This is a genomic window from Klenkia marina (assembly GCF_900101025.1).
In the GTDB taxonomy this organism is placed as follows: Bacteria; Actinomycetota; Actinomycetes; order Mycobacteriales; family Geodermatophilaceae; genus Klenkia; species Klenkia marina.
On sequence record NZ_FMUH01000001.1, the window covers coordinates 866,409 to 889,780 of the forward strand.

General features: G+C 75.3%; 23 protein-coding genes. 9 read left to right on the plus strand and 14 right to left on the minus strand.

The window, feature by feature from the left end:
* Nucleotides 1-102 precede the first annotated feature (102 nt).
* Nucleotides 103-666, minus strand: coding sequence for a MarR family winged helix-turn-helix transcriptional regulator (locus tag BLP29_RS04280; RefSeq protein WP_092800035.1), 564 nt, complete (start codon nucleotides 664-666; stop codon nucleotides 103-105).
* A gap of 125 nt (nucleotides 667-791) precedes the next feature.
* Between BLP29_RS04280 and BLP29_RS04285 the strand changes: the two genes are divergently transcribed.
* Entirely contained in the window at nucleotides 792-2,237 is a 1,446-nt protein-coding gene (locus tag BLP29_RS04285; RefSeq protein ID WP_207798283.1) for a hypothetical protein, read from the plus strand.
* 72 nt (nucleotides 2,238-2,309) lie between these two features.
* Nucleotides 2,310-3,188: a PaaX family transcriptional regulator gene (locus BLP29_RS04290; RefSeq protein WP_092800815.1), complete on the plus strand. Its 879-nt coding sequence runs from the start codon at nucleotides 2,310-2,312 to the stop codon at nucleotides 3,186-3,188.
* Between the two features lie 9 nt (nucleotides 3,189-3,197).
* On the opposite strand, the gene BLP29_RS04295 is transcribed toward BLP29_RS04290, so the two are convergent.
* From BLP29_RS04295 to BLP29_RS21980, 8 genes are all read right to left on the minus strand, one after another.
* The gene (locus tag BLP29_RS04295) at nucleotides 3,198-4,394 is read right to left on the minus strand and encodes a cytochrome P450 (protein ID WP_092800037.1); all 1,197 of its coding nucleotides are present in this window, start codon (nucleotides 4,392-4,394) and stop codon (nucleotides 3,198-3,200) included.
* Nucleotides 4,395-4,405: 11 nt separating this feature from the next.
* The gene (locus BLP29_RS04300; RefSeq protein WP_092800039.1) at nucleotides 4,406-5,341 is read right to left on the minus strand and encodes a PDR/VanB family oxidoreductase; all 936 of its coding nucleotides are present in this window, start codon (nucleotides 5,339-5,341) and stop codon (nucleotides 4,406-4,408) included.
* A 136-nt stretch (nucleotides 5,342-5,477) separates the two neighbouring features.
* Nucleotides 5,478-6,206 carry an IclR family transcriptional regulator gene (locus tag BLP29_RS04305; RefSeq protein ID WP_207798284.1) on the minus strand — a complete coding sequence of 243 codons (729 nt, stop codon included), beginning with the start codon at nucleotides 6,204-6,206 and terminating at the stop codon, nucleotides 5,478-5,480.
* Nucleotides 6,203-7,702 (minus strand): class I adenylate-forming enzyme family protein, encoded by a 1,500-nt coding sequence (locus BLP29_RS04310; protein ID WP_092800041.1) that lies wholly within the window; start codon nucleotides 7,700-7,702, stop codon nucleotides 6,203-6,205. The genes BLP29_RS04305 and BLP29_RS04310 overlap by 4 nt, the downstream gene beginning before the upstream one ends.
* Before the next feature lie 5 nt (nucleotides 7,703-7,707).
* Nucleotides 7,708-8,958 carry an ABC transporter substrate-binding protein gene (locus BLP29_RS04315; protein ID WP_092800043.1) on the minus strand — a complete coding sequence of 417 codons (1,251 nt, stop codon included), beginning with the start codon at nucleotides 8,956-8,958 and terminating at the stop codon, nucleotides 7,708-7,710.
* A complete protein-coding gene (locus tag BLP29_RS04320; RefSeq protein WP_092800045.1) occupies nucleotides 8,955-10,088 on the minus strand; it encodes a branched-chain amino acid ABC transporter permease in 1,134 nt (377 codons plus the stop codon). Before BLP29_RS04320 ends, BLP29_RS04315 begins: the two co-directional genes overlap by 4 nt.
* Nucleotides 10,081-10,974: a branched-chain amino acid ABC transporter permease gene (locus tag BLP29_RS04325; protein WP_092800047.1), complete on the minus strand. Its 894-nt coding sequence runs from the start codon at nucleotides 10,972-10,974 to the stop codon at nucleotides 10,081-10,083. The genes BLP29_RS04320 and BLP29_RS04325 overlap by 8 nt, the downstream gene beginning before the upstream one ends.
* Nucleotides 10,971-12,548: an ATP-binding cassette domain-containing protein gene (locus tag BLP29_RS21980; RefSeq protein ID WP_092800821.1), complete on the minus strand. Its 1,578-nt coding sequence runs from the start codon at nucleotides 12,546-12,548 to the stop codon at nucleotides 10,971-10,973. Before BLP29_RS21980 ends, BLP29_RS04325 begins: the two co-directional genes overlap by 4 nt.
* A gap of 138 nt (nucleotides 12,549-12,686) precedes the next feature.
* On the opposite strand from BLP29_RS21980, the gene BLP29_RS04335 reads away from it, so the two are divergent.
* Nucleotides 12,687-13,541 (plus strand): PaaX family transcriptional regulator, encoded by an 855-nt coding sequence (locus tag BLP29_RS04335; RefSeq protein ID WP_092800049.1) that lies wholly within the window; start codon nucleotides 12,687-12,689, stop codon nucleotides 13,539-13,541.
* 134 nt (nucleotides 13,542-13,675) lie between these two features.
* On the opposite strand, the gene BLP29_RS04340 is transcribed toward BLP29_RS04335, so the two are convergent.
* Nucleotides 13,676-14,116 (minus strand): MarR family winged helix-turn-helix transcriptional regulator, encoded by a 441-nt coding sequence (locus tag BLP29_RS04340; RefSeq protein ID WP_092800051.1) that lies wholly within the window; start codon nucleotides 14,114-14,116, stop codon nucleotides 13,676-13,678.
* 65 nt (nucleotides 14,117-14,181) lie between these two features.
* On the opposite strand from BLP29_RS04340, the gene BLP29_RS04345 reads away from it, so the two are divergent.
* The 6 genes from BLP29_RS04345 to BLP29_RS04370 all read left to right on the plus strand — a co-directional run bounded on the left by BLP29_RS04345 (nucleotide 14,182) and on the right by BLP29_RS04370 (nucleotide 19,794).
* Nucleotides 14,182-15,087, plus strand: a complete 906-nt coding sequence (locus BLP29_RS04345; protein ID WP_092800053.1) for an SDR family oxidoreductase — start codon at nucleotides 14,182-14,184, stop codon at nucleotides 15,085-15,087.
* 13 nt (nucleotides 15,088-15,100) lie between these two features.
* Nucleotides 15,101-15,964: an amidohydrolase family protein gene (locus BLP29_RS04350; protein WP_279385434.1), complete on the plus strand. Its 864-nt coding sequence runs from the start codon at nucleotides 15,101-15,103 to the stop codon at nucleotides 15,962-15,964.
* On the plus strand, nucleotides 15,961-17,502 hold the full coding sequence (locus tag BLP29_RS04355) for an acyl-CoA synthetase (protein WP_092800057.1): 1,542 nt from the start codon (nucleotides 15,961-15,963) through the stop codon (nucleotides 17,500-17,502). The genes BLP29_RS04350 and BLP29_RS04355 overlap by 4 nt, the downstream gene beginning before the upstream one ends.
* Nucleotides 17,499-17,966, plus strand: a complete 468-nt coding sequence (locus tag BLP29_RS04360; protein ID WP_092800059.1) for a MaoC family dehydratase — start codon at nucleotides 17,499-17,501, stop codon at nucleotides 17,964-17,966. The genes BLP29_RS04355 and BLP29_RS04360 overlap by 4 nt, the downstream gene beginning before the upstream one ends.
* A gap of 132 nt (nucleotides 17,967-18,098) precedes the next feature.
* Complete coding sequence (locus BLP29_RS04365; protein WP_092800061.1) at nucleotides 18,099-18,683, plus strand: LOG family protein; 585 nt, start codon at nucleotides 18,099-18,101, stop codon at nucleotides 18,681-18,683.
* Between the two features lie 10 nt (nucleotides 18,684-18,693).
* Nucleotides 18,694-19,794 (plus strand): NAD(P)/FAD-dependent oxidoreductase, encoded by a 1,101-nt coding sequence (locus tag BLP29_RS04370; protein WP_092800063.1) that lies wholly within the window; start codon nucleotides 18,694-18,696, stop codon nucleotides 19,792-19,794.
* A 54-nt stretch (nucleotides 19,795-19,848) separates the two neighbouring features.
* Here BLP29_RS04370 and BLP29_RS04375 read toward each other — a convergent pair whose 3' ends face one another.
* The 4 genes from BLP29_RS04375 to BLP29_RS04390 are packed head-to-tail and all read right to left on the minus strand — an operon-like array spanning nucleotide 19,849 to nucleotide 23,372.
* Entirely contained in the window at nucleotides 19,849-20,874 is a 1,026-nt protein-coding gene (locus tag BLP29_RS04375; RefSeq protein WP_092800065.1) for a GGDEF domain-containing protein, read from the minus strand.
* Nucleotides 20,875-20,932: 58 nt separating this feature from the next.
* Entirely contained in the window at nucleotides 20,933-21,877 is a 945-nt protein-coding gene (locus tag BLP29_RS04380) for a helix-turn-helix domain-containing protein (protein ID WP_092800067.1), read from the minus strand.
* Complete coding sequence (locus BLP29_RS04385; RefSeq protein ID WP_165839273.1) at nucleotides 21,874-22,338, minus strand: DUF3237 family protein; 465 nt, start codon at nucleotides 22,336-22,338, stop codon at nucleotides 21,874-21,876. Before BLP29_RS04385 ends, BLP29_RS04380 begins: the two co-directional genes overlap by 4 nt.
* Nucleotides 22,335-23,372, minus strand: coding sequence for an ABC transporter permease (locus BLP29_RS04390; protein ID WP_165839274.1), 1,038 nt, complete (start codon nucleotides 23,370-23,372; stop codon nucleotides 22,335-22,337). The genes BLP29_RS04385 and BLP29_RS04390 overlap by 4 nt, the downstream gene beginning before the upstream one ends.

Genomic DNA, 23,372 nt, shown 5'->3' on the forward strand with positions numbered 1-23,372 from the left:
CACGTCGCCCCCCATGCCATGACCCGGTGGAGGGGACGCCGGCAGGCGTCGACCGACGCGGCAGGCGGGGACGGGGCGGCGACGGGCGGCGACGGGCGTCGGTCAGGAGGACTGGCGGCGGAGGTCGGCCGCGGCGCGCTCGAGGTCCGCATCGCCGAAGAAGCCCCCGGCCAGCACCTCGGCCGCGCCGGTGAGCGTCGGCAGCAACTGCTCCCGCTGCCGTGCGGGCAGGCCGGCCCGCAGTCGTTCCTCGACCGCGACGACGTCGGCGACGCAGGCGTCGAGGACGGCGGCCCCCCGCTCGGTGAGCCCCACCAGCCGGATCCGCCGGTTGTCCGGGTGGGCCGCGCGCCGGGCCAGCCCGCGGCGCACCAGCCCCGCCACGACGAGGTGGCTGGCCTGGGCGGTGACGAAGGACAGCCGGGCCAGCTCCGCGTTGGACCGCGGCACCTCGTCACCGAGCAGGAGCAGCACCCGGTACTCCGGCACGCTCACCCCGTGCCGCGCGGCGATCACCTCGGTCGAGCGGGTGAGCGCCCGCGCCAGGCGCTGGGCGACGTACTCGACCCGGGCAGCCGCGGCTCGGGGCAGCCGCTGCGGGTCGAGGCGGCCGGCCGACCCGCCGTCCGCCGTCCCGTCCGGGGACCCGTCGGGGGCTGGGCTCACCGATCGAGTCTCCCAGCAGCCACTTCTATCAAGCTGCTTGACATCATGCCGGGCCCGCGGGAAGTCTCCGCAGCACCCGCCGGGGACGTCGTCCCCGCGCCGCACCCCTCACCGTGGAGGCCGCCGTGCACCCTCGCCCACGCTCGTCCCGCCGCGCTTCGGCCCGTCGCACCTCGGCCCCCCGCACCTCGGCCCGTCGCGGCGCCGTCGTCGCCGGCGCCCTGGCCCTGCTGGTCGGCGGCGCCGTCGCGCCCGCCACGGCCGCCCCGGCCCCGTTCCCGGGCGGCACGCCCTGCCAGCAGGACGCGCCGAGCCGGCCCACCTGCCTGGCCGGCACGCTGGAGGACGGCACCCCGTTCGAGTTCGTCGTCCCGGCGGACTGGGACGGCACCGTGGTCGTCGCGCTGGACTTCGTCGGCCCCGGCCCCACCGAGGCCCTCACCCAGCGCCTGCTCGCCGAGGGCGTCGCCCGCGGTGGCACCACCCGCGCCGTCACCGGCTGGGACATCGCCGCCGCGATCGACAACCAGGCGGAGGCGCTCGCCCGGTTCGAGGATGCCTACGGGCCGGCCCGCACCGCGGTGGCCTCGGGCGCCTCGATGGGCGGGTTCGTCTCGGCCGGGGTCGCGCAGGAGCACCCCGACGCCTTCGACGGCGCCGTCCCCATGTGCGGCGGCCTGGGCGGCTCGGTCGCCCAGTGGGACCAGAAGCTGGACACCGTGTTCGTGCTCGAGGAGCTGGTCGCCCCCGGACTGCCGGTGCTCCAGGTGGACGACGTCCCCACCGCGCAGCAGGCCTGGATCTCCGCCCTCACCGCCGCGCAGCAGACGCCGGAGGGCCGGGCCCGCATCGCCCTGGCCGCCGCGATCGGCCAGCTGCCGGCCTGGGGTGTGCAGCCCGACGGCACCCAGCCACCCCCGCCGTCCCGCCACGACGACGCCGGGCTGCAGCAGGGCGCGTTCCTGGCCCTGGCCGGTGGCCCGCTGCCCTACATCGGGCAGGCCATGAGCAGCCGGCGCGCCCTCACCGCGGTGGCCGGCGGCAACCCCTCGACCAACGTCGGCGTCGACTACGCCCGCCAACTGCAGACCGCCGACCCGCAGGCCCGCCAGCTGGTGCGCGACCTCTACCGCCAGGCCGGCCTCGACCTCGACGCCGACCTCGGTGCGCTCGCCGCGGCCCCGCGCATCGCCGCCGACCCCGCCGCCCGCGAGCGCTTCGCCGCGGGCATCGTGTTCGACGGCCAGCTCGAGGTGCCGGTGCTGACGCTGTCGCCCACCGGTGACCAGATCTCGACCGTGGCCCAGCAGCAGTACTACGAGTCGCTGGTGCGCCGGGCCGGGAGCGCGTCCCTGCTGCGGCAGACCTACACCGAGACGGTCGGGCACTGCACCTTCTCGCCGGCCGAGCAGCAGGCGGCGATCGACACCCTCGTGCAGCGGGTGGAGACCGGGCACTGGCCGGCCACCTCCGCGCCGGCGATGAACCAGCGCGCCGCCGCCCTCGGGGCCGAGCCCGCGCCCCGGTTCGTGCCGTTCACCCCGCCGCGGTTCAACCGGCCGCTGGACTGATCCGTGCTCGCCCGGCCGGTCCGGCCCGCCCACCGCGGCGGGCCGGACCGGTCGTCGGTGACACTGTCCCCGGTGGACGACGTCGAGCAGCGGGCGGAGCCGGGTGAGCGCGACACCGGGGAACCGGTCGGGCCCCCCGGGGACGTCGCGCTGCGCCCGGAGAGCCTGCTGCTCACCTTCTACGGCGCCCACGTGCTCGACCGCGGCCTGCTCGTCGCCACCCCCGGCCTGGTCGACGTCATGGCCCGGTTGGGTGCCAGCGAGCACGCCACGCGGTCGGCGATCACCCGCATGGTGCGGCGCGGACGACTGGTCGGGCACAAGCGCGGCCGCCAGGTCTACCTGGGCCTGACCCCCTTCTCGGTGGCCGCCCTGCGCGCCGGCTACACCCGCATCTGGCAGCCCGACGCCACGGCCGACGCGCAGTGGGACGGCACCTGGACCCTGCTCTCCTTCAACCTCCCCGACACCTGGCAGCGGCAGCGCCACGAGCTGCGCACCCGGTTGCAGGGCGCCGGCTTCGGGCTGCTGCAGGGCGGGCTGTGGGCGGCCCCGGGCGCGCTCGACGTCACGGCTGCGCTCGGTGACCTCGAGGCCGCCGCGCACGTACGGGCCTTCACCGCGCACCCCACCGGCGGGCTCGACCCGGCGGCGCTGCTCGGCGAGGTGTGGGACGTGCCGGCCGCCGCCGCGGCCTACGCCGCCTTCCTCGAGCGGTGGGACGGCGGCAGCTCGGCCACCCGGTGGACCGATCCGCTGGCCCGGAAACTCGCGCTGCAGGAGGAGTGGCGGCTGACCCTGCGCGACACCCCGCGCCTGCCGCTGGAGCTGCTGCCCGACCCGTGGCCCGGGCTCGCCGCGCAGGAGCTCTTCACCCGCGAGCACGCCCGCATCGCCCCCGCCGCCCACGCCGCCGCCGACGCCCTGCTCGACACCATCCCGGAACCCTGACCCGGCGAGTCAGCAGGTCAGGCGCAGCGGCAGGGACTCCCACGACCGCAGCGTGTTGTTGAGGTGGCGCACCGGGTCGCCGGCCAGCTCCAGCGAGGTGACCCGGGCCAGCAGCGCGGTGAGCAGCGACTCCGCCTCCAACCGCGCGACGTGCTGGCCCACGCACTGGTGGATGCCCATGCCGAACCCGACGTGCCCCGACGGGTCGCGGGTGAGGTCGAAGGCGTCCGGGTCGGCCCACCGCCGGGGGTCCCGGTTGGCCGCGGCGAAGAAGACCAGCACCTTCTCCCCCGCCGGGAGCACCGCGTCACCCACCGGCACGTCGCGCACGGTGGTGCGGAAGAACGCCTGCACCGGGGACTCCCAGCGCACCGCCTCGTCGAAGGCCACCCGCACCAGCTCGGGCCGCTCGCGCAGCAGCTGCCAGGCACCGGGCGTGACGGCGAGGGCGTGCAGCACGGCCCCGATGCCGTGCACCGTGGTGTCCACCCCCGCGGTGAGCAGCGAGCGCACCACCAGCGGGGCCTGAGCGTGGGTGAGCTCGCCGCGGTCGGCGGCGGCCCAGATGTCGGCGCCGAACCCCACCGCGGCCAGGTTCTCCCGCTCGCACTGATCCGCCACCCAGCCGGCGTGCTCGGGCATCGACGCGTTGCCGGCCAGCACGAGCGGGTTGTCGGTGGGCCCGAAGGCGTTGAACGCGTGGTCGCCGTAGGGCAACAGGTGCTCCCGGCCCTCTCGCGCCAGGCCGACCGCGTCGGGGAACACCCGCAGCGGGAAGGCCGCGGCCAGCGCAGGGACGGCGTCCAGCTCGACCGTGCGCCGCCCGAGGACGTCGGCGACCAGCGCCTCGGCGTCGGCCAGCCAGTCGGCCCGGAGCCTGCGCAGCGCCCGCGGGCCGAGGACCTTCGCGAGGACGGTGCGCGGGGCGTCGTGGTGCGGCGGGTCGGCCTCCAGCAGCAGCGACGGCGGCCGCCACGGGGTCTCCGTGCGGAAGTTGGTCAGCCCCACCCCGGCCGAGGACTCGAAGGACTGCCAATCGCTGAGCGCGGCGTGCACCTCGGCGTAGCGGGCGATGGCCCAGGTGCCGTACCGCGGCAGCCGCACCAGCGGGCCGGCGTCGCGCAGCGCGGCCTGCGCGGGCAGCGGGTCGCGCAGCACCTCGGGGTCGAAGGGGTCCAGGTCCAGGGTCGGCAGCACGGCGGTCATCGCGGTTCCCCTCACAGGTCGAGCACCAGACGGTCCCCGCGGGAGCGGGACACGCAGACGAGCAGGCAGTCCCCCGCGGCCCGTTCGGCCTCGTCCAGGACGGAGTCGCGGTGGTCGGGGTCCCCGGCCAGCACGGTGGTCTCGCAGGTGCCGCAGGTGCCCTGCCGGCACGAGGACAGGACGTCGGCCCCGGCGGCGCGCACCGCCTCGAGCACGCTGACCTCGGGGGTCACCACCACCTCGGCGCCGGTGCGGTCCAGCACCACGGTGAACGGCTCGTCGCGCACGGGGGCGCCCTGCTCGCGGGCGACGAACCGCTCGGTCCGCAGCAGCCCGGGCGGGCAGGCCGCCTCCACCGCGTCCAGCAGCGGGGCGGGGCCGCAGGCGTAGACCCGGGTGCCGTCGTCCAGGCCGGTGAGCAGGTCGGCCAGCGGCAGCAGCCCCCGCTCGTCCTGCGGCCACTCGGTCACACGAGGGTCCTGGAGCTCGTCCAGGAACGCCATCGAGGCGCGCGCCCGCCCGCCGTACACCAGCCGCCAGTCCGCGCCGAGCCGGCGGGCGGCGTCGACCATCGGCAGCAGCGGGGTGATGCCGATGCCGCCGGCGAGGAAGAGGTAGGAGGGCGCGGGCACCAGCCGGAACTGGTTGCGCGGCCCGCCGAGCCCGACCAGGTCGCCGACGGCCAGCTCGTCGTGCACCCAGGCCGAGCCGCCGCGGCCAGCGGGTTCGCGCAGCACCGCGACCCGGTAGGCGTGGGCGTCCCAGCGGTCACCGCACAGCGAGTACTGCCGGGTGTCGCCGGTGGGCAGCACAAGGTCGACGTGCGAGCCGGGCGTCCAGTCGGGCAGCCGGGCGCCGTCCGGGTCGACCAGGGTGAGCGCGACGACGCCGTCGGCGACCTGCTCCTTGGCGGCCACGCGGACGGTGGAGCGGGCGGCGGTGGTCATGCCGGGGATCGTGGCGGGCTGGACGTGACCGGGACCATGCCGTTCTCACCCAGCGAGAGGCGGGCCCCGTCGATCATGCAGAACGGCAACGGCTGCGCGCCGCGCACCGGCGTGGCGGCGTTGCCGAACTGCAAGGTCAACGCAGCTGGCGCCCGATCCCCCGGGCGGCCGCCCGCAGGGCCGGCACCTGGGCGCGGGCCTCGGCGTCGTTGGGCACGATCACCGCCAGCGCGGCCACCACGGCGCCCGCCGGGTCGCGCACCGGGACGGCGATGCCGCACGCGTCGGGGTGGATGTGCCCGGGGCAGAACGCCACGCCCTCCCGGCGCACCTGGTCCAGCACCGACCGCAGCCGGCCCGGCGTCCCGACGGTGGCGGCGGTGAAGGTGCGCAGCGGGCCGGCGATGGTCCGCTGCTGCAGGTCGCGGGAGGCGTGCGCGAGCAGCACCAGCCCCGACGACGACGCGTGCAGCGGCAGCCGGCCGGCGATGCGCGTGTAGTTGACCACCGCGCCGGGGGCCGACAGCCGCTCCAGGAACAGCACCTCCTCACCGTCCAGCACGCCCAGCTGGGTGTGCTGTCCGACGACGGCGTGCAGGTCCTCCATGAGCGGCATCGCCACCTCGCGCAGGGACAGCGCCGGCGAGGCCCGGGCACCCAGCTCCCACAGCCGCAGGCCCAGCCCCACCCGGCGGTCGCTCTCGCGGCGCAGCAGCCCGAGCTCCACCAGCTCGGCGACCAGCCGGGACGCCGTCGCCACGTGCAGCCCCGAGCGACGGGCGATCTCCGAGACCCCGAGCACGGTCTCCCCCGGCCGGAACGCCTCCACCACCGACACCGCCCGGGCGACGGTGGAGCGGGTCACCGCTCCGCGGCGGTGGTGCGCAGCAGCGCCCGCTGCACCTTCCCCGACGGCGTCATGGGCAGATCGTCCACCACGTGCCAGCGGCGGGGGACCTTGAACGGCGACAACCGCTCCCGGCACCACGCCTCCAGCTCGGCGGGGTCGACGTCGGACCCCGTCGGGACGACGAAGGCCACCACCAGCTCGCCCCACCGCTCGTCGGGCCGGCCCACGACGGCGGCGCGGGCCACCCCCGGGTGCTCCACCAACGTCTCCTCGACCTCCACCGGCGAGACGTTCTCCCCGCCGGTCTTGACCATGTCCTTGAGCCGGCCGACCACCTGGCAGCCCCCGGCCGCCGACATCGTGGCCAGGTCACCGGTGTGCAGCCAGCCCTCGGCGTCGATCGCGGCGGCGGTGGCCGCCGGGTCGTCGAGGTAGCCGTCGGTGAGCCGGGCGCCGCGCACCCACAGCTCCCCGGCCTCGCCCACCGGCACGACCGAGCCGTCGGGGGCCGCGATGCGCACCTCAGTGCCCGCGATCGGCCCGCCCACGGTCCCCCGGCGCACCTCGTCGGGGTCGTCGGGCCCGCTCATCAACGCCGACCCGCAGGTCTCGGTCATCCCGAAGGTGGTGGCCAGCCGCGCGCCGAACGCGCCCTCGACGCGGTCGACGAACCCCGGCGTCACCGTCATCCCGCCCGTGAACAGCACGCGCAGGTCGGGCAGGTCGGGCACGCCCTCGGCGACCATCAGGTCCAGCAGGGTGGGGGCGGCCGACAGCATCGAGACCCGGGACGACGCCAGCGCCTCGAGCACCGGGCCGGGCGCGAAGGGGAGCACGACGTGGTCGGCCCGGGCCCACAGCGCCCCCACCACGCCGAGCACGTTGCCGGCGGTGTGGAACAGCGGCATCGGGTTGCACCACACCCGCCCGGCCGCGGGCCCCAGCCGCTCGGCGAACGCCGCCCCGGTGGCCACCATCCCGGCGTGGCTGATCCGCACGCCCTTGGCCCGGCCGGTCGTGCCGGAGGTGAACTGCACCTGGGCCAGCGCGTCGGGCGCGACGACGGGCAGCTCCACCGGGTCGGCCAGCAGCGACCGCCAGTCGGTCACCACCGGCACCCCGCTCATCGCCGTCCCGGGGTCGGCCACCGCCAGCACCGCGCCCGAGAGGGTCAGGGCGTGCTCGACCTCCGCCGGCCGCGACCGCGGGTTGACCGGCACCAGGGTCTGCCCGGCCAGGGCGACCCCGAGCTGCACGAGCACGGGTGCGGCGCCGTTGGTCAGGCAGGTGGCCACCCGCGCCCCGGGGCCGGCGGCGGCCAGCAGCCCCGCGGCCAGCGACGTCGCGTCGGCGAGCAGCTGCGCCGCCGTCCAGACCTCACCGGTGGCCGGGGTGCTCAGCAGGACGTCGTCGGGCCCCAGCTCCACGGCCCGGCGGAGGACGTCACCCAGGACGCCGTCCGCCGGGCCGGTGGCCGGTGCCCGCAGCTCGCTGGTGACGAGTGCGGGCACCGGGCTCAGCCGCCGTAGGAGAAGGACTCGGCGCTGGGCCCGCTGACCTGGTCCAGCAGCTCGAGGCCGGCCTCGGCGTCGCGGCTGACCTTGGAGACGAACACCGTGGTGGTGGGCGACTGCCCGACCTCGGAGTAGTCCAGGCCGTCGGGCAGCACGCCCTCGGTGTCGACCTCGCCGCCGTCACGGAAGGCCGCCACGACGCCCTCCGGCGTCAGGTCACCGGACTCGCAGGCGCCCTCGAGCGCCTGCTTGAGCAGCTCGGCCTGCACGTAGGCCAGCGGGACCTCCCAGCCCACGGCGCCGTCCGGGGCGGCCGAGGCGTACAGCTCGTTGGCCGCCTGCACGCCCGCCGAGTCCGCGTTGTCGTACGGGGAGACGCTGGTCATCGAGTAGGCGTTGGCCAGCAGCGCGTCGGCGGCCGGGGTGGTCAGCAACGAGGGGTTGAACGTCGGGTTCATCCCGATGATCGGCACGTCGGCGCCCTGGGCCGACAGCACGCCGGCCAGCGAGGCCAGCTGGGTGGGCGCCGCGGCCAGCACGACACCGGCGACGTCGGCCTGGGCCAGGGCCGATGCCTGCGCCGAGAGGTCCGTGGTCTGCGAGGTGATCTCCTGCGCCACGACCTCCAGGCCGCGCTCCTCGGCGGCGTGCTCGGCACCGGCGAGGGCGTCGCCGCCGTAGTCGCCGGTGAAGTAGACGACGCCGATCGAGGAGCCCTCGGGCACGTCGAGCTCGTCGACCATGTAGTCGACGGCGTTGGCGGCCTGGATGGCGTTCGAGGCGCCGGGCAGCTGGTTGTTCTCGTAGGCCAGCGCCGAGCCGGCCCAGCCCACGCCGCCGACGTAGACGCCGTCCTGCTCGGCCAGCGGCAGCACCGCGGCGCTGGTCGGGCCGCCGAGCACCTGCTGCAGCGCGACGACGTCGGGCGCCATCGAGCGGTACAGGGTCACCGCGCGCTGCGGGTCGTAGCCGTGGTCCTGCACGTCGACGGTGACGTCGCGGTCGCAGATCCCGCCGTCGGCGTTCACCTGGTCCCAGTAGGCCTGGGTCTCGGTCACCTGCACCGCGGCGCCGGCGGCGAAGGGGCCGGAGAGGTCGGTGATCATGCCGATGGTGATGCCGGAGTCGGTGACGCCGTTGCCGGTGGTCACGTCGTCCCCGCCGCCGCCGGAGGCCGTCGGGGCGGTGGTGCTGCAGGCCGCCAGCGCGAGGGCTGCGGCGGCGAGCGTGGCTGCGCGGACGCGGTGCTTCATCGGGTGGTCTCCTTCGACCGGGGTGGGTCACCGGCGACCGGGCGGTCGACGGCAGGGGTGGGGGCGGCTCCGGCACGGGACCCGGTGAGTCGCCCGCGGAGCCGGCCGGCAGCGCCGGCGAGGCCCCCGCGCAGGAACACCAGGACGGCGATGATCGCCAGCCCGTAGACGATGCGGGACGCGGTGGAGGGGTCCAGGCCACCGGATCCGGGAGCGGCCAGGAAGGGCAGCGCCGAGCTGTACTGGGCCAGCACCAGCGGCAGCGAGGTGACGAAGACGGCCCCGACGACGGCGCCGGCCACCGAGCCGAGCCCGCCGAGCACGATCATCACGAGGTAGTCGACCGACGCGGTGAGGCTGAAGACGTCGGGGGCGACCCGTCCGTAGGCCAGTGCCAGCATCGCGCCGGCCATCCCGGCGTAGGCCGAGGAGACGACGAACGCCGAGCGCTTGGCCCCGGCCACGCCGACGCCCATGGCGGCCGCGGCGGTCTCGGAGTCGCGCACGTTGGCCCAGGCCCGGCCGGTGCGCCCGCTGCGGATGTTCGAGGCCAGCCAGATCGCCAGCACCGCGACCAGCACGAACAGGTACCAGAGCCGGTGCAGGCCCTCGAACTCGACACCGGCGATGGCCAGGTAGTCGGGGTCGCGGTTGCTGAAGCTGAACCCGGGCACGGCGAAGGGCTCGACCGAGCGGCCCACGAACCCCCCGGTCCAGTCGTCGAGGTTGACCAGCAGGTGCCGGACGACGAAGACCAGCCCGAGCGTGGCCAGCCCCAGGTAGATGCCGCGCAGCCGGCCGGCGACCGGGGAGAAGGCCGCCCCGACCCCGGCGGCGACGAGCGCGGCCAGCACGAGGCCCAGCAGCGGCGGCAGGCCGAGCCCCTCGACCGTGGTGGTCGACTCGCCGGTGGTGAAGGCGTAGACGTAGGCGCCGATCGCGGCGAACGCGGCGTGGCCGAGCGACAGCTGCCCCGCCACCCCGACCAGCAGGGTCAGCCCCACCGCCCCGACCGCGGTGGCCATGACGAACAGACCGGTCTGCAGCCAGAAGTCGGTGAGCACGAACGGCAGCGCCAGGGCCACCAGCAGCAGCACCAGCCCGACGAGCTTCTTCGGGAGCTCAAACACGGACGGCCTCCTTGCTGCCCATGAGCCCCGAGGGCCGCACGAGCAGGACGACGATCATCACGACGTAGGGCGCGACCTCGCCGAACCCGGCGCCCAGGAACGGCTCCAGCTCGGCCTCGTAGCCGGTGACCAGTGCGCTGGTCAGCCCGATGAGCAGGCCACCGACCACCGCGCCGGGCACGGAGTCGAAGCCGCCCAGCACCCACGCCGGGATCGCCGCGAAGGCGCTCAGCGCCACGGTCGGCGCGACGCCGGGGGCAGGGAAGGAGGTGAGGAAGATGCCGGCGACCGCGGCCAGGATGCCGGCCAGCGCCCAGCCGGTGGCCGCCGTCCGGGAGAGCCGGATGCCCATGAGCGAGGCGGTGGGGCCGTCGGCCGCCGCGGCCCGCATGCCCACGCCGAGGTCGGTGCGGGAGAACAGGTACCAGAGGCCGGCGAACGCGACGACCGTGACGCCGGCGGCCAGCACCCGGCCGGTGGGCAGCGTGACGTCGCCCAGGCGCACCACCGAGGCGCCCCACGGCGCGCCCAGGGTGAGCACCTGGTTGCCGATGCGGCGGGTCAGCTCGGTGAGCAGCACGATGTCGACGCCGAGCATGAGGATCGCCGCCGTGCCCGGGTTGGGGTCGGCCAGGTGGCGCACCAGCAGCATGTTGATGAGGACGCCGACGACGGCCGCGCCGAGGAGCCCGACGAGCACCGCGGGCCAGAACCCGATGGTGTCGTGCAGGACCGCGACCAGGTAGGCGCCCAGCAGCACGATCGAGCCGTGCGCGAAGTTGAGCACCCCGGTGGAGGTGAAGACGATCGCGAAGCCGGCGGCGATGAGGCTCAGCACGAGGCCGTAGGACAGCCCGTTGAGCACCTGTTCCAGGAAGTAGCTCATGCCGCGGCGTCCCCTGCGGCCGAGGCGCCGAGGTAGGCCCGGAGCACCTCGGGGTCGCGCTGCACCTGCGCCGGCGTCCCCTCGGCGATCTTCTTGCCGAAGTCCAGCACCGTGACCTGCTCGGCCAGCCCCATGACGAAGGGCATGTCGTGCTCGACCAGCACGATCGACAGGCCGAGGTCGCGGCGCACCTGGCGGATGGTCTCGGCCATGTCCTGGCTCTCCCCGTGGGTCATGCCGGCGACCGGCTCGTCGAGCAGCAGCAGCGAGGGCCGGGCGGCCAGCGCGCGGCCCATCTCGACCCGCTTGCGGTCGCCGTAGGCCAGCGTGTGCACCGGAGTGCGCAGCAGGTGGGCGATGCCCAGCAGCTCGGCGATGCCGGCGACGGTCTCGCGGTGCTCGCGCTCCTCGCGGCGGGCGCCGGGCAGCCGCAGCGCGCCGGGCACCAGACCGCGGCGCATGAGCCGGTGCCGCCCGACGAGCAGGTTGTCCTCGACGGTGTCCTCGAGGGCGAGCGAGATGTTCTGGAACGTGCGCGCCACGCCCAGGCCGGCGACCTTGTCCGAGCGCAGCGCGGTGAGCTCGGCGTCGCCGTAGTGGACGGCGCCCTCGGTGGCCCGGTAGGCCCCGCCCAGGACGTTGACCAGCGTGGACTTGCCCGCGCCGTTGGGTCCGATGAGGGCGTGCACGGTGCCCGGCTCGACGGCGAAGGAGACCTCGGAGAGCGCGGTGATGCCGCCGAACCGCACGGTCAGGCCCTCGACCCGCAGCGTCTTGGGAGGCTCGGCGGTGGGGACCGCGGGCTCGGCCTCGACCACCTCGGTGGCCACGACCGGGACGGCGACGCCCAGGTACCGCTCCTGCACCTCGTCGCTGGCCGACAGCTCGGCCGCCGTCCCCGACGCGGTGACCCGGCCGGTCTCCAGCACGTAGGCGGCGTCGGCGACCCGCAGGCCCATGACCGCGTTCTGCTCGATGAGCAGCACCGCGGTGCCCTGCTGGTTGATCGCGGTGACGATCTCGCCGATCTGGTCGACCAGCAGCGGGGCGAGGCCGAGCGAGGGCTCGTCCAGCAGCAGCAGCTGCGGGCTCACCATGAGCGCGCGGCCCATCGCGAGCATCTGCTGCTGGCCGCCCGACAGCAGGCCGCCGGGCTGGTCGCGTCGCTCGGCCAGGATCGGGAACAGGTCGAACACCCGGTCGCGCGCCTCGGCACGGGCCTTCGCGTCCTTGACGGTGTAGCCACCGGCCCGCAGGTTCTCGGCGACGGTCAGGTCCCGGAAGATCCGGCGCCCCTCGGGCACCTGCACCAGGCCGCGGCGCACGACGGCGGCGGCGTCGGTGCCGGCGAGGTCCTCCCCGGCGAAACGGACGGTGCCGCCGGTGACGGTGCCGCCGTAGGGCTGCAGGGAGCGGGAGACCGCCCGCAGCAGCGAGGTCTTGCCCGCCCCGTTGGAGCCCAGCACGGCGACGACCTGGCCGGGCTCGACGGTCAGGGAGACGTCGGAGAGCGCGGTGATCGTGCCGTCGTACACGACGTCGAGGTGCTCGACGGACAGCAGCGGTGGGGACATCACGAGCCCTCGGGTGCTAGGCGACAGTGTTCCGGGTCACGGGAAAGCTAGAGATGATATGGACGTCCGTCAACAACCTGTCTAGCTTTTCATCGCCAGCTGCAGGTGTGCTGGGATCTGCAGCGGACGAGGAGGCACATGAGCACCCCGGTGGACCCGGACGACGGCGGCGGCACCGGCTCGGCACAGGGGCCCGCACACCGCCCGCAGGAGCTGTTGCTGAACTTCCTCGGCGCACTGGTCCTGGACGCCGGCCTGCCCGCGCTGCCCTCGTCGACGCTGCTGGACCTGCTGGGCGACCTCGGCGTCGGCGAGGCCGCGGCCCGGGCGACGCTGCAGCGCATGGTGCAGCGCGACCTGCTCGCCCGCGGCCAGGTGGGCCGCACCGCCGAGTACTCGCTCACCCCGCGCATCGAAGCTGTGCTGCGCCGGGCCGACGCCCGGGTCAGCGCACCTGCCCCCTTCGACCACCCGGCCGGGGAGTGGACGCTGCTGAGCTACTCGGTGCCCGAGAGCCGGCGGGACCTGCGGCACCGGGTGCGCACGCGGTTGACCTGGGCCGGGTTCGGCGGGGTGCGCGACGGCCTGTGGCTGGCCCCGGGCACCGTCGACGTCGCCGACGTGCTGGGCCCGCTGGCCGAGGCGGCCGAGCTCGCCGACGCCTTCTCGGCCCGCCCGCTGCCCGGCACCGACGTCGGGGCGCTGGTGCACCGGGCGTGGGACGTGCCCGCCGTCCGCGCCGCGCACGAGTCGTTCGCCGCCACCTGGAGCCGACCTCCGCGGGTGGTCGGCTCGCTGGCCCAGCTCACGCTGCTGGGCGCCGACTGGCTGCACCTGCTGCAGACCGACCCCGGCCTGCCCGCCGAGCACCTGGGCCCGGACTGGCCCGCACCGACGAGCACGGCGGTCTACCGGCGCGCCTTCGACGCCCTGGCCCCGGCCGCCCGAGCCGCCCTCGAGCGCTCGCTGCGCGCCACCGGCCGCGTCGCCTGACCTCCGGCTCCCGCCCGGCACGGATCAGCTCAGCTGATCGAACTCCGTCCTGGCTCACCGGTGTCGGTGAACCAGGACGGACGCCGGTGGACCCAGCTGATCCACGCCGAGCCCGTGGCACCCCGGCGCGACCGTCAGCCGGCGGCGGTCCAGATGCGGGTGAGGACGTCGCGCAGCCGGTCGCGCTCGGCCTCGGCCAGCAGGCCCAGGGGGCCCTCGACGGCGACCGCCGCGTCGCGCTCGGCGGCCGCCCGCACCTCGTGCCCGGCGTCGGTGGCCAGCACGAGCCGGGTGCGCCGGTCGGCCTCGGAGGGGCGCCGCTCCACCAGCCCGCGCCCGGTCAGCTCGTCGACCAGCAGCACCACCTGCGAGGGGTCCAGGCCCAGCACGTCGGCCAGCTCGCGCTGGGTGACGCCCTCGGCGGCGTCGCAGGCCAGCACCAGCACCGAGTACTGCCGCACCCGCAGCCCGTGGGCGACGAGCGCGGCGTTGGTGGCCCGGACGACGGCCCCGCTGGCCCGCGAGAGCAGGAACCCCAGGTCGTCGGTGAGCGGGTGGCCCATGAACACCTCCATCGTTGACAACCTCCACGATATCGCCCTACGGTCCGGGCACCACCCCCCAGCACCGAGGAGTTCGCGTGGAGCTGACCGGCAAGGTCGCCGTCGTCACCGGATCGGGCCGAGGCCTCGGCCTGGCCTACGCCCAGGAGCTGGCCCGCCGCGGCGCCTCCGTCGTCGTCAACGACGTGGACGCCGACGTCGCGCAGGCCGCCGTCGAGTCCATCACCGCAGCCGGCGGCGCCGCCGTCGCCGAGGTCGTCCCCGTGGGCGGCAGCGAGGCCGCCCAGGCCCTGGTCGACCGGGCCGTGTCGGACTTCGGCCGGCTCGACGTGCTGGTCAACAACGCCGGCATCCTGCGCGACACCACGGTGTGGAAGATGACCGACGAGCAGTTCGACGCCGTCATCACCACCCACCTGCGCGGCACCTTCACCTGCACCCGCGCGGCGGCGATCCGCATGCGCGAGCAGGGCGACGGCGGCCGGATCATCGCCATCGGCTCCCCCACCGGCCAGGTCGGCAACTTCGGCCAGACCAACTACGCCGCGGCCAAGGCCGGCATCGTCGGCATGGTGCGCACCTGGGCGATGGAGCTGGCCCGGGCCGGCATCACCGTGAACGCCGTCGTCCCGGTGGCCGCCACGGCCATGACCGAGACGGTGCCCTTCCTCAAGCCCTACGTGGAGGCCCTGCAGAACGGCGACCCGCTGCCGCCCTACGCCCGCAAGCAGCTGGGCTTCGGCTCCGCGCAGGACGTCGCCGGCCTGGTCGCCTTCCTCGCCTCCGACGAGGCCGCCGGCATCACCGGCCAGGCCATCGGCATCGGCGGTGACCGCCTCGCCCTGTGGACCCACCCGACCGAGACCGTCGTGGAGTTCGCCGACGGCACCGGCTGGTCGGCCGAGGCCATCGCGGACATCTGGCCCACGACGTTCGCGGCGTCGAAGCAGACCGTCGGCCAGCAGTTCGAGCCGGAGAGCTGACATGGCCCTGCAGCTGGACCTGGACAACCTGGTCGCCATCGACGTGCACACCCACGTGCACGCCGACACCCACGGCCACAAGGCTCTCGACGACGAGCTCAACGCCGCGGCGGCGAAGTACTTCAAGGGCGACCCCTACGACCCGACCGTGCCCGACATCGCGGCGGACTACCGGGCCAAGAACATGGCCGCGGTCGTGTTCACCGTCGACATCGAGCACGCCACCGGGCACCCGGCGCTGTCCAACGAGGAGATCGCCGACCTCGCCGCGCAGCACCCCGACGTGCTCATCCCGTTCGGCTCGGTCGACCCTGCCCGCGGGGCCAAGGGCATCGCGCTGGCCCGCAAGCTGGTGACCGAGCACGACGTCCGCGGGTTCAAGTTCCACCCGTCGATCCAGGCGTTCGAGCCCAACGACCGCGCGGTCTACCCGCTGTACGAGGAGCTGCAGAGCCTCGGCGTCCCGGCGCTGTTCCACACCGGGCAGACCGGCATCGGCGCGGGCCTGCCGGGCGGGCGCGGCATCAAGCTGCGCTACTCCGACCCGATGCTGCTCGACGACGTCGCGGCCGACTTCCCCGACCTGACGATCATCATGGCGCACCCCTCGGTGCCGTGGCAGGACCAGGCGATCTCGGTGGCCACCCACAAGGCCAACGTGTACATCGACCTGTCGGGCTGGTCGCCGAAGTACTTCCCGCCGCAGCTGGTCAAGGCGGCCAACGGCCTGCTCAAGCGCAAGGTGCTGTTCGGCTCGGACTACCCGCTGCTCAAGCCCGAGCGCTGGATGAGCGACTTCGAGACCCTCGACATCAAGCCCGAGGTCAAGCCGCTCATCTTCAAGGAGAACGCGATCCGCGCCCTGGGCCTGCGGTGAGGGACCAGGGCCTGGGCAGCTGGCCCGAGCGCCGGCTGGTCATCTCCCCCGACAAGCCCGCGCTCTGGTTCGAGGGCACGACCTCGACCTACCGCGAGCTGGCCCTCGACGTCCGGCGCACGGCGTCCGCCCTGCACGACCTCGGCGTGCGGCGCGGTGACCGGGTGGCCTGGCTGGGCGCCAACCACCCCGCCGCGCTGCACCTGCTCTACGCCTGCGGCCAGCTCGGCGCGGTGTGGGTGCCGGTCAACGCCCGGCTCTCCCCCGCCGAGGCGCGCTACGTGCTGGAGCACTCGGGTGCGTCGGTGGTCGTGCACGGCCGCGAGCACGGGACGACGGCCGACGCGCTCGCCGACCAGCTGCCCGGGGTCGCGCACTGGGCGGCGGCCGAACCCCCGCTCGAGGGCGGGGCCGCGTCGCTGGACTGGCCGGCGCTGGTCGCCGCGGCCGAGCCGGTGCACCGCGACGAGGTGGTCACGCACGACGACGTCTGCCTGATCATGTACACCTCGGGCACGACCGGTCGGCCCAAGGGCGCCACGCTCACCCACGGCAACATGACCTGGGCGTGCCTGAACCAGGTGCTGGGCTTCGACTTCACCGGCGACGAGCGCACGCTGGGCCTGGCCCCGCTGTTCCACATCGGCGGGCTCAACGGCTCGGTCAACCCCACGCTGCTGCGCGGGGGCTGCGTCGTGCTGGTGCGCGGGTTCGACCCCGCCGGCACGCTGCAGGTGATCAGCGAGCAGCGGGTGACCTCGTTCTTCGCCGTCGCCACGATGATGGACGCGATGAGCCGGCAGCCCGGCTTCGGCACGCTCGACCTGTCGGCGCTGCGCACCGTCGCGGCCGCCGGGGCGCCGCTCCCCCTGCCCCTGCTGCGCACGTGGCTGGACCGCGGCATCACCGTGCAGCAGGCCTACGGCATGACCGAGACCGCCCCGGCGGGCACCGTGCTCGACAGCGCCGACGCCGTGGCCAAGGTCGGGTCGGCCGGCAAGCAGCAGTTCTTCGTCGACGTGAAGGTCGTGCGCCCCGACGGCACCGAGTGCGGCCCGGACGAGATCGGCGAGGTGCTGCTCAGCGGCCCGAACGTCATGGCCGGCTACTGGGACGCCCCCGAGGCGACGGCGTCGGCGGTGGTCGACGGCTGGTACCGCTCCGGCGACGCCGGGTCGGTGGACGCCGAGGGCTACCTCTACATCCGCGACCGCTACAAGGACATGATCATCTCGGGCGGCGAGAACGTGTACCCGGCCGAGGTCGAGTCCACGATGCTCGAGCTGCCCGAGGTGCAGGAGGTCGCGGTCATCGGGGTCCCCGACGCCCACTGGGGCGAGGTCGGCCTGGCCGTCGTCGTCCCCACCCCCGGCACCTCGCCGGACCCCGACGCGATCCGCGCCGCCCTGCGCGAGAGGCTGGCGGGGTTCAAGGTGCCCAAGCAGGTGCAGTTCGTGACCGAGCTGCCCAAGACCGCCACCGGCAAGATCCGCAAGCCCGACCTCCGGGACACGTACTCACCGAGGAGTGACGCATGACCACGACCACCACGCTCGCCGAGATGCCCGGCCTCAAGGGCCAGGAGCTGGGCACCAGCGACTGGTACGAGATCACCCAGGAGGCGGTCAACACCTTCGCCGACGCCACCGGTGACCACCAGTGGATCCACGTCGACGTCGAGCGCGCCAAGGCCGAGAGCCCCTTCGGCGGCCCGATCGCCCACGGCTTCATGACCCTGTCGCTCGCCGTCCCGCTGGCCACCGGCACCTACACGATCAGCGACTCGACGATGGGCGTGAACTACGGCCTGAACAAGGTGCGCTTCCCCGCGCCGGTGCCGGTGGGCTCGCGCGTGCGGGCCACCACCACCCTCAAGGACGTCGAGGAGGTGGCCGGCGGCCTGCAGAACACCATCTCCGTGGTCATCGAGCGCGAGGGCGGCGACAAGCCGGTCTGCATCGCCGAGTGGGTCACCCGCGCCTACGGCAAGCCCGCTTCCTGACGTCCTGCCTTCTCGGGCGTGGATCAGCTGGGTCCACCTCCGGCCGTCCTGGCTCACCGGCGCCGGTGAGCCAGGACGGCCCCCGGTGAACCCAGCTGATCCACGCCGCGGGCAGGTGGCAACCTCCACCCCATGCGCATCGCCGTCTTCACCGGGTCGCAGCTCGGCCCGCCCTCGCACCAGCACGCCACGGCCGCCTTCGGCGAAGCCCTCGCCCGGGCCGGCGTCGGCATCGTCTACGGCGGCGGCCGGGCCGGGCTGATGGGGGTCCTCGCCGACGCGGCGCTGGCCGCCGGCGGCGACGTCGTCGGGGTCATCCCGCAGCACCTGGTCGACGACGAGCTGGCCCACCCCGGCCTCACCGACCTGCGCATCGTGCAGACCATGCACGAGCGCAAGGCCGCGATGGCCGACCTCGCCGACGCCTTCGTGGCCCTGCCCGGGGCCGCCGGCACCCTCGAGGAGCTCTTCGAGGCCTGGACCTGGGGCATGCTCGGCCTGCACGCCAAGCCCACCCTGCTGCTGGACGTCGAGGACTTCTGGCAGCCGCTGGTGCTGCAGCTGCGCCGCATGGTCGACGACGGCTACCTCGACGGCCGACGCCTCGACGCCCTGGGGGTGGTGCACACCGCCGACGGCCTGCTGGAGTTCGTCGCCGGCTACCAGCACCCCGAGCGCAAGTGGGCCCGTCCGGCCGGACCGGCCGCGAGCGCCTAGCGTCGCGACCGTGGAGCGCTGGGACGTCGTCGTGGTCGGCGGCGGACCGGCCGGGGCGGCCGCCGCCCTGTCCGCCCGCCGGCACGGGGCGTCGGTGCTGGTCCTCGACCGCGCCGACTTCCCGCGGGACAAGGTCTGCGGCGACGGCATCGCACCCGAGGCGCTCGACGTCCTGGCCGCGCTGGACGCCGACGTCGCCGCGATCACCGACGGGTACCCCGCGGTGCCCCGGCTGCGGCTGACCTCGCCGGCCGGCCGCACCGTCGAGCGCACGATGCACCGGCCGGCGGTCGTCGTCCCACGGGCCGTGCTCGACGGCCGGGTGCTCGACGCCGCGCTGACCGCGGGGGCGCGGCTGCGCCGGCACACGGTCCGGCGGATCACGCCCGGCCCGCACGGCGTCGACGTCGACGGCCTGCTGACCGCCGGGGTGCTGGTCGGCGCGGACGGCGCCGAGTCCGTCGTCCGGCGGGCCCTGGGCATCGGGGCCAACCGACCCGACCGGCTGGCCGTCGCCATCCGCGGGTACGCCGCGGCGGGCCAGGAGGGCGTGCAGGTCATCACCACGACCGAGCAGCGCTGGCCCGCCTACGCCTGGTCGTTCCCGATCGGCGACGGCCGGGCCAACGTCGGGTACGGCGAGCTGGTGAGCGCCGGCGCCACCCGGGCCGGGCTGGTCGAGGGCCTGCACCGGCTGCTGCCCGGGGTCGCGCCCGAGGGCCTGCGGGCGCACCGGCTACCGCTGTCCACCGGCCGGCCGCGGCAGCCCGACGGCCGGGTGCTGCTGGCCGGCGACGCCGCGTCGCTGATCAACCCGCTGACCGGCGAGGGCATCTTCTACGCGGTGCTCTCCGGGGCGCTCGCCGGCGCGGCCGCCGCCCGCGGGGCAGAGGCCGGACGCACGCTGCGCCGGGCCCTGGCCGCCCGGCTGGGCACCCACCTGCGGCACTCGACCGCGGCCTCGCGGCTGAGCAGCCGACCGTGGCTGATGGACGCCGCGTTCGGTGCCGCGGCGGGCGACCAGCGGGTGTTCGACGAGGTGGTGGCCCTCGGCCTGGCCGACGGCCGGCTCACCCCGCGCACGCTGCTGCGCGCCCTGCGCCCGGGCTGAGCGGGGCGCGGGTCCGGCGGCCGCGGTCAGGCGGCGATGGTCAGGCGGCGATGGTCAGGCGGCGACGGCGAAGCGGTCGCGGCCGGCCCGCTTGGCGCGGTACAGCGCGGCGTCGGCGGCGGCGTACAGGGCCGACAGGTCGCCGGCGTCCGAGGGGGCGTGCGCAGCACCGACGCTGATCGTCAGCGCCAGCCGCGCGCCCCCGGCGAGGGCCAGCGGCGCGGCCCGGACGGCGGCCACCAGGTCCGCGGCGCGGGCCGCGACCCCCTCGCGGGCGCAGCCGGGCAGCACCATCACCAGCTCGTCGCCGCCGAGGCGCCCGACCACGCAGTCGTCGTGCCGCACCTGGCTGCGCAGCACGTCGGCCAGGTGCACCAGCGCGTCGTCGCCGACCAGGTGGCCGTGCGCGTCGTTGATCTGCTTGAAGCCGTCGACGTCGACCATGAGCAGGGCCACCTGACCGCGTCCGAGCGCCGTCCCCAGCGCGGTGTCCAGCGCACGGCGGCGCAGCAGCCCGGTCAGCCCGTCGGAGCTGGCCTGCTCGTGCAGGACGGCGAAGGCCTCGTCGCGGCGGTCGGCCGCGCGCGCCAGCACCACCGCGACGGCCAGCATGGCCGACCCGACGACGACGGCGTCGGTGAACCCCTGCGAGGTCGGGTTCATGGCCACGGTCGCCGCGCCGGACGCCAGCACGCCGAACACCGCCGTGAGCAGCGCGCCGAGACGGCGCAGCTGGGTCGCGCCCAGCAGCAGCGGCACGATGAGGAAGATCTGGGCCGACGCCGAGACGTCGCCGGTGAGCACGTTGGTGGCCGCGACGACCGCGCAGCCGAACACCGGGACGGCGAACGTGGCCCCGGCGCGGTCGAGGCGCTCGGCGTCCCCGCGTGCCAGCCCCCACGTGAGGCCGAACAGCAGCAGCGCGACGGCCACGCACGCGGCCATCTGCGCGGGGGCGAGCAGCGGTGGGAGGAACAGGGCCCAGGGCAGCAGCACCACCCCGCTGAACCCGGTGAGCGTCGCCGCGGCGCGCGCGGCCGCGACCGGCTCACGCGCCCTCAGTCCCCCCGGTACCTGCACAGCTCGACCATCGGCCGGTGCGCGCCCCGGCCGCAGGCCGCCTCACCCGGTCGGGGGATCAGACCCCGGAGTTCAGCTTGCGGTAGGCGGCCGGCGGTTGGCCGTACTGCGCCCGGAACAGGCGGTTGGCCGCCGCGGGGTTGTCCAGGCCCCAGCGGCGGGCCAGCCCGGCGACCGTGTAGGTGGTGAGCGAGGGGTCGAGCAGGTCGTGCCGCAGGTGCTCCAGGCGCCGCTCGCGCACGAACGAGGACACGGTGCTGCCGTTGCCGGCGAACACCGCGCGCACGTGCCGCACCGACACGTGGTGCGCCGCGGCCACCTGCTCGGCGTCCAGCCCCGGGGTCTGGATCCGCTCCTCCAGCCACTGCGTGTACAGCCCGAACGGGTCGGTGGCCGGACGCGGGCCCGCCGGGGCCACGCCCTCGTCGACGACCGCGCGCACCAGCGAGTGGATGGCGTCGGCGCAGTGCAGCTTGCCGCCGGGCCGCAGGGTGTCCCGCGACTCCGCGCAACCGCGCAGCAGGCCGGCCAGCAGCTCCCCCGCCGTCCCGGTGGCCGTCATGTCCCCGGCCAGCAGACCGGACACCGACTGGGTGTCCGTCCCGATCCGCAGGAACCGCAACCGGCACACCAGCCAGCGGTGCGCCCCGGGGGTGGTGATCCGGTAGGGGGCGTGCCCGTGGAAGAAGGTGAAGTGGCCCTCGCCCAGCACGACCGACCGGCCGACCTGCTCCAGGGCGACCTCCCCGCCCAGGCACATGCCCACCACCAGCCCGGCCCACGGCGCACGCTGGCGCACCGCGGGCTCGACCGACACCCCCTGGTCGCCCTCGAACAGCGCGAAGTCCAGGTCGCCGAACTGCCACGCGGTCATGCTCAGCGTGGCGCCCGGCCCGCCCCACGACAGCTTGATGTCGTCGGCGGGGATGCCGGCCGGCCCCCGGTCGAACGCCTCGCCCTTGCCCAGGTAGCCGGCCAGCCGGGTGGGCGCGGTGCTGGTCACGCCGGCGGTGCCAGCACCTCGAAGACCTCGATCGTCGTCGCCTCTGGCGTCACCCGCGCCCACCCCAGGAACAGGCTGTCCAGCAGCCACCGGTGCTCCTCCACGTCGGTCCGGAAGGTCGGGCTGGTGGGGAAGTACGAGGGCACCTCCTCGCCGTCCGCGGGGCGGCCGGCCAACCCGGTGTTCAGGATGTCGATGATGGTGCCCGCCGCGGTGCGGATCTGGTAGCGCGCCTCGACCAGCACGCTGCCGTCGGGCCGGAACACCGCCCAGTCCGCGCCGCCGTCGAGCACCTCGCCGTCCAGACCGGCGCCGGTGACGGTGCCCCCGGTGATCGGGATGACCTGCAGAACGCCGCCGACGACGTCCCCGACCCGGCGGTAGGGGCCGACCTCGGCCCGGATGGAGAACCGGTGCACCAGACCCGGGGCGCTCGCCGGGCCGCTCACGGGGGCGCTCACCGGGACCGACGCAGTCGACCCAGGCCGGCGACGCCGACCGCGAGCAGGAGGGCGGCACCGGAGAACACCTGGCTGACCCAGGCCGGGGACCCGATGAGGGTCAGCCCGCTGGTGCTCACGGCCAGGAAGAGCACGCCGATCACGGTGCCCAGCACTGAGGGCCGCCCGACGTCGATGACGATCGTCGACAGCAGGACGGCGGTCAGCGCGGGGAACAGCATGGTCATGCCGTTGTCCGCGGTGGCCGCGCCCTGGCGGGCCAGCAGCAGCACGCCGGCGGCCGAGGCGACCAGCCCCGAGAGCACGAACGCCGACAGCTGCACCCGGCGGACGTCGACGCCGACCAGCCGGGCGGCCGCCGCGTTGGACCCGACGGCGAACAGCCGTCGTCCGAACGCGGTCTGGGCCATCACGAACCAGCAGACCGCGGCCAGGACCACCGAGACCACGACGATGCTGGGCAGCCCGGCCCAGCGACCGGACCCGACCGCGGTGAGCGAGGGCGAGATGCCCTGGGTGATCTGCAGCCCGCCGGTGTAGGCGAAGATGCCGCCGCCGAGCAGGGTCGCCGTCCCGAGGGTGGCGATGAACGGGTTCATCTGCAGGTAGGCGACCAGCACGCCCTGCAGGCCGCCGATCAGCACGCCCGCGAGCAGGGCCAGCCCGATCGCGACCGGCAGCGGGAACTGGTGAGCGCTCATCGCCGCCGCGGTGATCACCGAGCAGGTCGCCGCGACCGCGCCGACGGAGAAGTCGAAGAACCCGGCCGCCATGGGGAACAGCAGGGCCAGCGCCACGGTGAGCGTGACGGCCTGGTTGGCGGTGAGCGCCAGCCAGTTGGCCGGGCTGCGGAACGCCTCGCCCGAGGCCGGGGCCAGGGAGAAGAAGGCGACGACGCCCAACAGCACGAGCACCAGCCCGTACCGCTCGACGAGGGCCCCGACCCGCACCGGGGGGCGGGCGGCCGGCGGGGGCGTCGGCGCGGGGGTGGGCACGTCGGGCACGGCGGCGGCCGCCGTCGGTTCGCTGGTCAT